The 12,874-nt window shown below is 50.1% G+C and carries 9 protein-coding genes; 3 read left to right on the forward strand and 6 right to left on the reverse strand.

All coding sequences use genetic code 11. From position 1 onward, the window contains the following. Positions 1-46 precede the first annotated feature (46 nt). Genes ligA through smc form a run of 3 tightly spaced genes read right to left on the reverse strand, consistent with a single transcriptional unit; the run spans position 47 to position 6,719 of the window. Positions 47-2,137 (reverse strand): NAD-dependent DNA ligase LigA, encoded by a 2,091-nt coding sequence (gene ligA / locus AC3QL0_RS11625; RefSeq protein ID WP_493008623.1) that lies wholly within the window; start codon positions 2,135-2,137, stop codon positions 47-49. Beyond that, entirely contained in the window at positions 2,134-3,162 is a 1,029-nt protein-coding gene (locus AC3QL0_RS11630; RefSeq protein WP_493008624.1) for a cell division protein ZipA C-terminal FtsZ-binding domain-containing protein, read from the reverse strand. The genes ligA and AC3QL0_RS11630 overlap by 4 nt, the downstream gene beginning before the upstream one ends. A 38-nt stretch (positions 3,163-3,200) precedes the next feature. Then, complete coding sequence (gene smc / locus AC3QL0_RS11635) at positions 3,201-6,719, reverse strand: chromosome segregation protein SMC (protein ID WP_493008625.1); 3,519 nt, start codon at positions 6,717-6,719, stop codon at positions 3,201-3,203. Between the two features lie 263 nt (positions 6,720-6,982). On the opposite strand from smc, the gene lplT reads away from it, so the two are divergent. Next, the gene (lplT, locus tag AC3QL0_RS11640; RefSeq protein ID WP_493008626.1) at positions 6,983-8,302 is read left to right on the forward strand and encodes a lysophospholipid transporter LplT; all 1,320 of its coding nucleotides are present in this window, start codon (positions 6,983-6,985) and stop codon (positions 8,300-8,302) included. A 12-nt stretch (positions 8,303-8,314) separates the two neighbouring features. Here lplT and AC3QL0_RS11645 read toward each other — a convergent pair whose 3' ends face one another. Genes AC3QL0_RS11645 through tsaB form a run of 3 tightly spaced genes read right to left on the reverse strand, consistent with a single transcriptional unit; the run spans position 8,315 to position 10,505 of the window. Continuing rightward, positions 8,315-9,244 carry a uracil-DNA glycosylase gene (locus tag AC3QL0_RS11645; protein ID WP_493008627.1) on the reverse strand — a complete coding sequence of 310 codons (930 nt, stop codon included), beginning with the start codon at positions 9,242-9,244 and terminating at the stop codon, positions 8,315-8,317. 2 nt (positions 9,245-9,246) lie between these two features. Further along, positions 9,247-9,708 carry a ribosomal protein S18-alanine N-acetyltransferase gene (rimI, locus tag AC3QL0_RS11650; RefSeq protein ID WP_493008628.1) on the reverse strand — a complete coding sequence of 154 codons (462 nt, stop codon included), beginning with the start codon at positions 9,706-9,708 and terminating at the stop codon, positions 9,247-9,249. Between the two features lie 20 nt (positions 9,709-9,728). Then, a complete protein-coding gene (tsaB, locus tag AC3QL0_RS11655; protein WP_493008629.1) occupies positions 9,729-10,505 on the reverse strand; it encodes a tRNA (adenosine(37)-N6)-threonylcarbamoyltransferase complex dimerization subunit type 1 TsaB in 777 nt (258 codons plus the stop codon). A gap of 222 nt (positions 10,506-10,727) precedes the next feature. On the opposite strand from tsaB, the gene ompR reads away from it, so the two are divergent. Next, positions 10,728-11,465, forward strand: coding sequence for an osmolarity response regulator transcription factor OmpR (gene ompR / locus AC3QL0_RS11660; protein WP_135861444.1), 738 nt, complete (start codon positions 10,728-10,730; stop codon positions 11,463-11,465). 14 nt (positions 11,466-11,479) lie between these two features. Beyond that, the gene (locus AC3QL0_RS11665) at positions 11,480-12,871 is read left to right on the forward strand and encodes a sensor histidine kinase (RefSeq protein WP_493008630.1); all 1,392 of its coding nucleotides are present in this window, start codon (positions 11,480-11,482) and stop codon (positions 12,869-12,871) included. The last annotated feature ends 3 nt before the right edge of the window (positions 12,872-12,874 follow it).

Genomic DNA, 12,874 nt, shown 5'->3' on the forward strand with positions numbered 1-12,874 from the left:
GTAAAAAAAGCTGGCCTAGGCCAGCTTTTTTTATGGGCTATCTCTTTTACAGCATACCCAATAAGGCTTTAAGACCTTCTTCATCCAATATTGTTACGCCTAGCTCTTCAGCTTTACGCAACTTGCTACCAGCCTCTTCACCAGCCACCACGTACGCTGTTTTAGCGGAAACTGATCCACTCACCTTGCCACCCGCGCCTAAGATATGACGAGTCGCTTCGTCACGCGTCCACGTAGGCATCGTGCCTGTCAGTACAAAGGTTTGACCACTTAAGCTTTGCGAACGCTGTCTGCCCTCTGTGGGTGCCTCTGGCAATCGCACACTAACACCCGCATCCAACAAGCTTTGTACAGCTTCACGGTTGTGTGGTTCAGAAAAGAAGTGAGTAATGGATGCAGCCACTACTGGCCCAACAGCCGACACCTCTAATAGCTCCTCTTCCGAGGCTGCCATAATGCGATCCAAGGACCCAAAATGCTTGGCCAAGTCACGAGCTGTTGTCTCGCCCACGTGTCGAATCCCCAAGGCATACAACAAACGCTCTAGCTCAGGGTTTCGAGCTTCATTTACAGCCTTAATAACATTCGCAGCTGACTTCTGCCCCATACGCGGCAACAGCAGTAACTCTTCTAGCTTTAAGGTGTACAGATCAGCTAGGGTTTTCACACGCTCACTGTCTACTAGCTGTTCGATGAGCTTCTCACCAATGCCATCCATATCTAACGCTTTACGCGATACCGCATGGGCAATGGTTTGCTTACGTTGAGCCGCACACACCAAACCACCAGTACAACGAGCAATGGCTTCGTCTTCTACGCGCTCAATGGCAGAGCCACACACCGGGCATTCATTGGGCATCACAAAAGCCGTAGTGCCTATAGGACGCAGTTCAATCAGTGATCGTACAATCTCAGGAATAACATCGCCCGCGCGTCGAATTACCACATGATCGCCCACACGTACATCTTTACGACGAATTTCATCTTCGTTATGCAGTGTGGCATTAGTCACCGTCACGCCGCCCACAAAGATAGGCTTCAGACGTGCTACAGGCGTAATCGCCCCCGTACGTCCTACTTGCACATCAATACCCAAAACCTCGGTTTGAGCCTCCTCAGCCGGGAATTTATGTGCGATAGCAAAACGCGGAGCTCTGGCCACAAAACCAAGCACGCGCTGCTGATCCAAATAGTTAACCTTGTACACCACCCCATCGATATCAAAGGGTAAGTGTGCACGTTGCTCGCCAGTTTGCTGGTAATAGGCCAACAAGCCCTTTACCCCTTTTACAACTTCGTGATTACGGTTAACGGGCAAGCCCAGTTGGCGCAACCACTGCAGCATTTCTGCTTGCGTTGCATACGGTTCGGCAAATTCGTGCTGTAGCTGTGACAACAAATCTTGTTGTGGACTAGGAGTTTGCACACTGATCTCGCCCCAACCATAGGCATAGAAACGCAAACGTCGCTGAGCCGTAATACGAGGGTCTAACTGACGCAAACTACCTGCAGCAGCGTTTCTAGGGTTCACAAACACCTTATCGCGCTTACGCAGTTGCTCTTGATTCAGAGCCTCGAAATCTTCCTTGTTCATCAGCACTTCACCACGCACTTCTAGCACAGCAGGCCAACTGCCTTCTTTACCTAATAAGCGTAGTGGTACGGACTGTATAGTGCGTATATTGCTGCTGATGTCTTCACCTGTTGCTCCGTCACCGCGTGTAGAGGCTTGCACCAATACACCGTCTTCATAACGTAAGCTCACAGCCAAACCATCAAACTTATATTCGGCGTTATATTCCACCTGTTCACCAGGTCGTAGCAGCCCCGCCGATTGCAAGGTGTCGCTGACACGCTTATCAAAAGCTGTCAGCTCGTCTTCATCAAACGCATTAGCCAAGGACAACATGGGTACTGCATGTCTAACGGTAGCAAAACCATTAGCAGGCGCCGCCCCCACGCGCTGCGAGGGGGAGTCTGGTGAAATCCATTCTGGGTGTGCTGCCTCAATCGCCTGCAACTCGCGCATTAATACGTCATAGTCTGCATCGGTCACACTTGGCGCATCCAGCACATAATATCTATAGTTGTGCTGGTTAATTTCCTGCCTTAACTTCTCAAGACGCTGCTTAGTCACGCAAAAACCCTCGCTGTACGCGACTCACCCGCCACAAACCCTGCTTCTTCCAATTGCTGATACATGGTGTAAAGCTGTTCATCAATCTGTTGATCACTCTGTTCTGAAAAAACTCTACCTTGCTCATCCAGCAATTGCCCGCCCAAACGGGCTGCCAAGTCACGGCCCACACTGGCCATGCGGCTAAAGGCTTGGGTATCCATGGGGCTATTTGGTACATCCAGCACCAAATCCAGCCGCTCCACGCTTGCAGACTGCACATCTTCTACGGCTTGGCCATCAAACAAAACGGTAAAACGGGGAATGCCCGAATCCGCTAGCCACGCCATTTGTCGGCCATAGCTCAAGAAGCCAGCCTCGCCTAAGGTATTCAATACTCGCTGTACATTGACGGGGCCTTCTAAGCGCACCACCAAACTCACCACAGCATCTAAGCCTGCACACAGCGCATCTAATTGTTGCGCTTGCTGTACCACCAGATGTTGCTCTGGGCCTTCCAAACTGGCATCAAAGTGCTGTGCCACGTTTTGTGCAGCAGACCACAAGTTAGACCATTCAATATCACTCAACGGCCCAGTACGGTTCGCCAACAAAATCGCCAACTGCATGGACACATACTGCTCGGATTCAGCCAAACGAGTGTGATGATTACCTTCTTCGGTAATGGCAAAAAAACGAATGGGCTTACTGAGGTTACGCAAACAACTTTGCAAGACTTGCGATAATTCGCCGCCTTGTACAGGATGATTAAAGCTAATGTCGATAACGGCTTCGCAGGTAGGATCCACTTCATCTACCTGTACATCGTCTTGAGAGCTTTTCAGGCTATCTGCAATGCGCACAGTAGGCTCTTTACGCACTGGCGCCGTACCACCCAACTGCCCCATCAGCGGATCACTTTCAGCTTCTGGCAACTTGGATTGCATCTGGCGACGGACACGCTGATCTTGCCACCAGTTAAACACCAGTACAAGAAGAAGAATGAGAGCACCAGCCGAAATCAGTCCAATTTGTAAATCACTCATCACGCCATCCGTATCCGAAAAATTCGTTAACCTGCCCGTTACGCTTCAGCCATCTGAATCGCAGACTCCACGTCTACGGCCACGATACGTGAAACACCCTGCTCTTGCATGGTAACCCCAACCAACTGCTTTGCCATATGCATGGCTATTTTATTGTGAGAAATAAATAAAAACTGCGTTTGGTCACTCATGCTGCTTACCAAACGCGCATAACGTTCAGTATTCGCATCATCCAATGGCGCATCTACCTCGTCTAGCAAGCAGAATGGTGCCGGATTCAACTTAAACAGCGCAAACACCAGCGCTGTTGCCGTTAACGCTTTCTCACCACCAGACAATAAGTGAATCGTGCTATTACGTTTACCTGGCGGTTGCGCCATCACCATCACACCTGCGTCTAGCACCTCATCGCCCGTCATGATGAGTTTGGCTTCCCCACCCCCAAACAATCTAGGGAATAGCTCACCAAAGTGTCCGTTCACTACATTAAAGGTGCCAAGCAGTAGTTCTCGAATTTCTTTATCAATTTTACGGATGGCATTTTCCAGCGTCTCAATCGCTTGTGTCAAATCCTCATGCTGTCCATCCAGATAGGTTTTACGTTCCTTTGCAGTTGCCAGCTCTTCTAGCGCCGCCAAGTTCACTGCGCCCAACGCATCTATCTGCCTAGAGACACGCTGCACCTCAGACTGTAACCAGCCCAGACGATGCCATTGCTCCGGTTTTTCTTGTAGCAACTCACGCAACGCTTGCCTATCTACTTTTCGCTCGTCCAGCATTTCGGTGAACTGTTCCACCGACAACCTAGCTGCCTGTTCTTGCAACTGCAGCTCGGTCACTTTTTGACGTAACGGCTCTACTACCTGCTCCAATCTGGCGCGCTCAGACTCCGCTGTTTTCAAGCTGCTTGCCACATGTTCTAGACGGGTACGAGCCACCGACAAATGCTCTTCTCTTTCGGCACGCAACATCAACGCCTCTTGCAGGCTTTCTTGTGCTGCGTCCACATCCATCACTGTTAGCTCACCTTGTAAGCCAGAAAGCTCTGCCTCAGCACGTTCCAATTGCTCCCTAGCCAAACGCTGGGTACGAGACAACTCTTCATAGCGTGCCTGTAATAGACGCTCTTGGTGGCGAATCTCTTGGCTTTGATGTTCTCTATCGCGCCACTGCTGACGAATCTCCTGCAGCTCAGCGCTGACTCGTTCCAACAGTTCTTCTTGATCTTCCAACTGCTCTTGCAGCACCTCCCGTTGTGCTTGCAGCTCTTCGGCCTGTAGCTCGGAATCCTCCAAACTCGCCATTAACTCTTCTTCAGACTGCCCTAACTCTAGCAGCTCTTGCGACAAGCGTTGCAGCCTATCGCTACTTTGCTCAGCCTCTTGGCGCAGTCTGGCGTGCTCTAACTGCACGGTGTGCAACCGCTCGGTAAGTTCGCCCACGCGTAAACGCAAGCTAGGTAGCTGTTGCGAAACCTGCTGCCAGCCTTGATGTGCTTTTTGCTCGCTTTCTTTGTATTGCTCTAAATCTAGCTGGCTCGCTCGCAGTTGCTTTTGCAGGTTCACAATTTCTTGCTGACGCGCCAAAATCCCTGCTTGTGCATCATCAGGGGCATAAAACCGCACAGAGTATTGATCCAACAAATGCCCTTCTGGGCATACCAATACCTGACCTTGCGCTAGGTTCGCAACCTTATCCCACGCTTGCTCTAAGCTATCGCACACCACTATATGACCCAGCCATGCTTGCAATAACTGCTGCAGTGCCGGGTTAGGCAAACGTAGTTTCGCTAACAAACTGCTAGCCTGTGCCGTTCCTGTAGGTGCCAAGGCTGGCAAACTGTAAAACTCTACTCTGGCAGGTGGCTCTGAGCTCAGTACCGATTTCAGAGCTTTCAGATCCGCCACCGAGACAGCACCTACGCGCTCGCGCAGCACTGCCTCCACCGCCGTTTCCCAACCCGGCTCTATACCTAATTGCTGCCACAAGCGACTGCCACTAGCTAAACCATGCTTTTCTAACCACGGCTCTAATTTATCTTGGCGTTGCACATCTTCTTGTAGCTGAACCAATGCATTGAGCCGCGCTTCTAGTCGTGCATGCGCTGCTTGGTGTTGCTGCAACGTTTGCTGCGCCTGAGTACGTGCTGCTTCATGACGAGGCAATACACTTTCTTGTTCTTGCAACGCGTGCTGTGCACTGGCCAACTGCTGTGATTGCAACTGCTTTTCACCGTCCAAACGCTGCAACGCATGATCGTCCGGCCCTTGATGGTCTGAACGTTCTTTTTCCAGGCGTTCTTTGCGCAGCAATAACTGTTGGCGCTGCCGTTGCATATCTTGTGCAGCTTGTGCTCGCACCGCCTGACTTTGCTCTATACGCGCTAGCTGCTGGCGCAAACCGTCACGCTTTGCCGATAACTCTTGCAATTGCGCTTCGCGTTCAGGCAATAAACCTTGAGCATGCTCAGTTGCTGCTTCGGCTTCCGCTACACGTATAGCAGCCTCTTCCTGCTGGGCAGCTAACTCTTCCAACTCGGCGGCGCAGTATTCTTGCTGTTCTTGCCACTCTTGTTGTTGCGCCCCTAACTGTGAGCGTCGGCTCTGCATACGGTTACGCGTGTCTTGTACGTGACGTATTTCGGCCTCTAGACTGCTAACCCGTGTACCCGCTTCATACACAGCTGCTTGCGCTTTATGTACTGCATCGCCCTCATCAAAATGCGACTGACGCAGGGTTTCCAGTTGCGCCTCTAAGGTGCGCAATCCACCTATAGCTGCTTCCACTTCAGTTTGGGCTTGCTCTATCGCTACGCTTTTCTTTTGCTGATCGTCTTTGGCACTGCTTTCGCGCTGCAGCCATAATAAATGCTGCTTGAGCTCACCTTCTTCTTGTAGCGATTTATAGTGCATCGCCACTTCAGCTTGTTTGTGTAAGCGCTCTAGCTGATCCTCTAACTCGCCCATAATGTCATCAAGACGGGTCAAGTTCTCACGCGTATCAGACAGCCGGCTTTCGGTTTCTTTGCGTCGCTCTTTATAGCGGGACACACCGGCGGCCTCTTCCAGATACACACGCAGTTCTTCGGGCTTGGCTTCAATCAGCCTATTGATCATGCCCTGACCAATAATGGCGTAGCCTCGGGCGCCCAGACCTGTCCCCAGAAAGATATCGTGAATATCTCGACGGCGCACTTGCTGGTTATTAATGAAATAACTGCTAGTGCCATCGCGTGTTAACACACGACCTACCGAAATTTCGGTATAGGTATTCCACTGCCCGCCAACCCGGCCCTCACTATTATCGAAGACCAGCTCTACCGAAGCTCGTGCAGACGGCTTTCTATTTCCACTACCGTTAAAAATAACGTCTTGCATAGACTCGCCCCTCAATTCTGAGGCCCGAGTCTCACCCAACACCCAACGTACGGCGTCGATAATATTGGATTTTCCACAGCCATTTGGCCCTACTACCCCTACCAACTGGCTAGGAGTAGGAATAACGGTAGGGTCAACAAACGACTTGAATCCGGCAAGTTTTATTTGAGTTAAACGCACAAGTTCAGCAAACAAGCGTTAGCGAAAAGCTAGCAACATCACCGAACTGGCACTGATTCACCAATTATCGCGTGATGCTAAAAGCCAAAAACGTAATGATACCGCACACAGCGCCCGCGCCAAATTCTACTCATCAAAATATTGATACTGATATATCATTTGGCTCTTTGGCTTCAATTTTGCATCATACCGCGCCTAGTATGACCTACAGGGCTAAGCGCATGCCTTACAATGATAGTTAAGGCTACCAATAAGGAAAAATTTTGAAACGAGGTTTTTATCTAGTCATGGGCGCACAAGCGTTGTCGTCCATTGCCGACAACGCCTTGCTGATTGCAGCATTTGCCCTGATTGCTGATCTGCACGGTCCTAGTTGGATGCTTCCCATGATGAAGTGGTGGTTTGCTTTAGCCTATGTGGTGCTAGCAGCCTTTGTTGGAGCATTTGCGGACGCCTACCCAAAAGGGCGCGTCATGTTTATCACCAACTCGGTCAAAATTCTAGGCTGTGGCCTGATGTTTGCCTATCAGTTCATCTCCAACGATACGGCCACACAGCTTTTCACTATTTTCTTTGCCTACACCTTAGTCGGTATTGGTGCTGCCGCTTACTCCCCTGCCAAGTACGGGATTGTGACCGAAATGCTGCCCCCACAAGACTTAGTGAAAGGCAACAGTTGGATTGAGGGGCTCACCGTCTTGTCTATTATTGTTGGTACGGTGTTAGGCGGTGTACTGATCACCCCTGAGGTATATCACCACCTTCAAAAGCTCCCTGGTATCACAGCTATTGCCCAGAACCGTGCTGAAATTGCAATCCTCGTCATTGGCTGTATTTATATTGCCGCAGCACTGTGCAACTTACTGATCCCTAACACCAATATTCAATATCCAAAACAAAAAACCAATCCTATCGCCTTACTGCGTGATTTCCGTTTTTACGTATTAGTGTTATGGCGTGATAAGTTGGGCCAGATTTCGCTTGCAGTGACCACTTTATTCTGGGGTGCTGGTGCCACCTTGCAATTGATCGTTATTGAATGGGGCGCGCAGCATTTGGGCTACACCTTGGATGAAGCCACCATTCTGATGGGCGTTGCAGCACTAGGTACCGTAATTGGTGCGGTCTGTGCAGGTCAAATTCCACTGCGTCACTCGCTAAAAGTACTGCCTATGGGCGTGGTCATGGGCTTGGTTGTGTTGTTGATGCCTGTGGTCTATTCACCGTGGGCTGTTTACACCTTGCTACTCATGATTGGTGCCTTGTCTGGCTTCTTTGTGGTGCCCATGAACGCCTTGCTACAACACCGTGGTCACGTCCTACTGTCAGCAGGTCACTCCATTGCTGTGCAAAACTTCAATGAACAATTAAACATTTTGTTGATGCTGGCTATCTACAGCTTGATGCTGTGGCTGAACCTGCCTATCAACGTGATTATTGTGATCTTTGGTTTACTAGTGGCCAGCCTAATGCTGCTGTTCATTCGCTGGAGCCGTTATAACCATAACAAGTTCCCGCAACTGCGCCGACAAATTGGTCAGAAAGGCCATGGCCGAGCACTAAGCCGCCACCGTTGCCAATAAGAGAGTTGAGTTTTAGCCCTGTTGATTCAGGGCTTTAACTAGCGCCAAATCGCGCCACGCATTCGCTTTATGCTGTGGACGCAACAATAATGCGGCAGGGTGATACGTCACGATTAACGGAATAGCTTTGCCCTGCGGTGATTGCCAGTGATGTACCTTCTCGCGCAGCTCTTCTATATCGCTGTTATTGTTTAGCAGCTGATTCGCAGCCATTTGCCCCAGCACCAACATAAACTCTGGCTGCACTAACTCTATCTGCTTTAGCGTATAAGGGCTGCACGCCGTAATCTCGTCAGCCTCCGGCATGCGGTTATTTAAGGGTCGACATTTCACCAAATGAGTGATGAAACAGTGCTCTGCTTCACCTAAACCTACGCTAGTTAGCATAGCTTGCAACAACTCGCCAGCCTGGCCATCAAAAGCAACACCGTGCCTATCGTCTACATCGCCAGGGGCATCAGCAATCACCAACCATCGCGCCTGAGCATCCCCTTTGCCAAATACTGCCTGTGAACGCATTTGGTGAAGGCCACACGCCTGACACTGCTGCACGGCTTCTTGCAAGGCAGAAAAGGTATTAGGAATTTCAGTAGGCGCACTTGTCACCGCAACTGTGGAATCATCCTCAGTTCGTGTGTTTTGACGTATGCCTGCTGCTTGGCGCAAAGCCTGTATCGCGGCTTTCAAACCACTTTCAGTTTGAGGTGTTGGTGCTAGTGCTGGTGCCGAAGGAATACTAGCCTCTAACTGAACTGCAGCTTGCTCTACTGAAGGAACAGACTTATTAACTATTGGTGCGGCCACTGCTGTAGCGGACGCAGTTTGGGACGTTTCTAGACTCGCCCCTAAACGGTGCAGATGGGTACGCTCCATCCCCAACTCTTGTAGCCAAGCGAGTTGCACTGAATTCAATACCACGCGCGGTGAAGCCGAAACGTCCATAACTACTCTACGCCCAAATCTTTTTGCAGCAACAATGCGTCTTCGCGCTGCTGTTCATCTAATGGATAGTAATTCTTACGCATGCCGATCTGACAATAACCTCGGGCAGCATAAAACACTTGTGCTTGTTGGTTAGAACGTCTGACTTCCAATAGTAGCGCTTCACGCCCTTTTTGGCGCGCCAACTGTTCGCCAGCCTCAAGTAAGGCAGAACCTACACCTTGTGATTGCCACGCTGGGTCTACGCCTATTAGCAGCAACTCGCCCACATCTGGCCCCATCATGATAACCATGAAGCCCACAACCACTGTATCGACTTCGGCCACGAACATGGCATGACAGGCTAGGTAGCTATCTCGGAAATTCGCTTCACTCCAGGGAAACTGTTGGACCTGCGCTTCAATGCTTGCTACCACTGCCACATCTGCCAGTTTCATTTCTCGAATGATTACTGCATGGGTCATGTTCAGCATCCTTGTCATGATCACGCTGGGCGCCATACTGCAGCCGGGTTGCCACCCAAGCCCTGCTCTCGTTCTGCAGTAGTAAAAGCAACTTTATCGCGCACGTAACTAGGAGCAGCTAATTCGGCGGCAATACCTTCGCCAGCCAGAAATGCGCGTAGCCCCAAGTACGCTACAGCCTCAACATCCGGTTTAGCTGCGTCTCCTAGCTGTATACTAGGCATAGCTTGCAGATTGGCAGCGAGCTCAGGAAATGCTACCAATGCATCTCCGCTCACGCGAATAGTACCGATTTCATTTTCTTGTGTACGTATATGCATCAACCAATCTGGTAGAACCTGAGCATCAATTAGTAACGAATTGTAACAACACAACCAAGTTTTAGCCTTTCCTTCATATCTATACGCTGCCACATAGAGCTCTTGCATCCGTGCATCTAAGGCAACCACCTCAAGTTGGTCTGGTACTTTTTCCAGTGCTTCCGCCACTGCTAAGAGCGATGGGACTGGTAGCACAGGGCAACCCAAAGCAAAGGCCAACCCCTGCGTCACACCACAGGCAACACGTAATCCTGTAAAGCCTCCAGGGCCTTGCCCAAAGGCGATTGCTGAGATTTCATGCCGTTTTACGCCTGCTTCGGCTAGCACTTCCTCTACCATGGGCAACAGAAATTCTGCGTGCTCACTACTGCCTTCGTGACGACGTACGTAGAGCTGCGTTGTTTCACCTTGCTGGCTTAACAAAGCGACGCCACAGACTGATGTTGATGTTTCTAAAGCCAAAATATGTACTTGCATAGCGCTATTTTACGTCTTTTCTGTCATTAACAAAGAACTACAAAACAATTACGAGAGGGGCTTTACAAGCACTGTTACATCTATAAAATTGCACTCTAGCGGCCTTAGAAAACACGGCGTTTCGCGATGGTCTTCCCCTAACATTTCGTACCCACCAGTCTGAGTCGGTTAACTCCCTGAAACAGTCTCGATGCGAACAACACGGAGCCAGTCACCTTCATTATGAATACACAAGCACAACAACCTTTATCTCGCAAAATTCTTGTCGTTGACGATGACCCTCGACTGCGCGATCTACTACGCCGTTACCTTTCGGAACAAGGTTTCAATGTTTTTGTTGCTGAGGATGGCAAAGAAATGTCCAAACTCTGGCAGCGCGAGCACTTTGATCTGCTGGTACTAGACCTAATGCTTCCTGGTGAAGATGGCCTGTCAATTTGTCGTCGCTTACGTGGTGGGCATGATAACACGCCCATCATTATGCTTACGGCCAAAGCCGAGGAAATTGACCGTATTGTAGGTTTGGAAATGGGCGCTGATGACTACCTCATCAAACCCTTTAATCCACGCGAATTGCTAGCTCGAGTTAACGCTATTTTGCGTAGACGTGGCACTGAAGAACACCCAGGCGCCCCTAGTCAAGAAAATGAATCCATCGAGTTCGGCCCTTACACATTGAACCTCTCTACACGCACGCTAACTAAAGGCGAAGAAGTAGTACCTATTACTACAGGTGAGTTCTCTGTACTTAAGGTGTTTGCTCGTCATCCTAAAATCCCTCTGTCACGCGACAAGCTAATGGAATTGGCCCGCGGTCGTGAATACGAAGCTTTCGACCGCAGTCTGGATGTACAGATTTCCCGTTTGCGTAAACTCATAGAGCCTAACCCATCTAAACCCATCTTTATCCAGACAGTCTGGGGGCTAGGCTATGTATTTATACCGGATGGTGGAAACTGATCTAGACTTGAGGTATGTATACTTCACCACCGCCATCGTCCCCACAAGCCAGATCGCAACAGCGATCTGGTTTTTCTCTTGGCCTATTCAGTCGTTCCTTCCTACTGCTTGCTGCACTGATGCTCATCAGTCTAGGCGCGTGGCTGCAAGTATTTTTCAGTATGGAAGAAGGCCCTAGGGCCAGACAGATGGCTCAGCGGGTTACAACAGCCGTTAGTATCACACGCTCTGCATTGATGTATGCCCCACCGCATGTGCGACCTGCACTGCTGTTGGACCTGGCGACCAAAGAAGGCTTACGAGTACAGCCACGGGACAGCAATGACACCTTAGAACCCCTGCAACGCTCCAATTACTGGCAAGAAGTATACCGGGAGATTCGTGCAGGCCTAGGTAGCCAAACGCTGGTAATGTGGTCGGTGAACCAAATGCCTGGCATTTGGGTATCTTTTGATATCAATGACGATAAATACTGGCTGGTCTTTGACCGCGAACAATTAAGCCTTACTGCTGGCCCTGAGTGGCTAGGGTGGGCCATTACCGCATTGTTGCTAGCCTTGATTGGTGCTGCCGTCAGTGTGCGCTTTGTGAACCATCCTTTGGCACGACTAGCTAAAGTGGCTCAACAATTAGCTCGCGGAGAAACTCCCTCCCCATTACCTGAACGTGGCCCCAACGAAATTCGTGAGCTAAACGTCGCCTTTAACCGTATGGCTCGCGATATACGTCAGGCCGAAGCTGACCGAGAAATTATGTTGGCTGGTATCTCACATGACTTGCGTACTCCCTTGGCGCGTATGCGCCTAGAGATTGAGCTTAGTAATGTCAGCGATGAAACGCGTCATGCTATTGACGAAGACTTGGCTCAAATCGATCACAGCATCGGTCAGTTGATGGAGTACGCTAGACCAGCAGGCGCTGTGCCTGAAGAAGGCATTGATGTGTCTCACGCTTTGCAAGAGCTCATTGATAGAGAACGTTCTCACACTGAAAGTTTGGGTGGCACACTCACAGCAGAAATCGAAACTGCTCTCTTTGCCCGCATTCAAGCCAACGACTTGAAACGTATTGTCAGTAACTTGATTGAAAATGCTAGACGCTATGGTCGTAGCCCCTTAACCAATCAAGCCAACATACACCTGACTGCCTCAACACGAGGCAACAGTATAGAAGTTACGGTAGAAGACCAAGGGGTAGGGATTGAACCACATGAGGTACAACGCTTATTGCGCCCGTTCTCTCGTGGTGAAACCGCCAGAACCGGCGTTAGTGGTGCCGGTTTGGGATTATCTATTGTAGAGCGCTTGCTTGGCCACGTTAGCGGCACCTTGGAGCTGATATCTCATCCGCCCCAAGGTTTGTTAGTACGCATCACTATTCCACGCTTAAAACGCAGTCCGTCTTAAGCA

Source organism: Paenalcaligenes sp. GW821-LYS-B07-1, assembly GCF_058803365.1.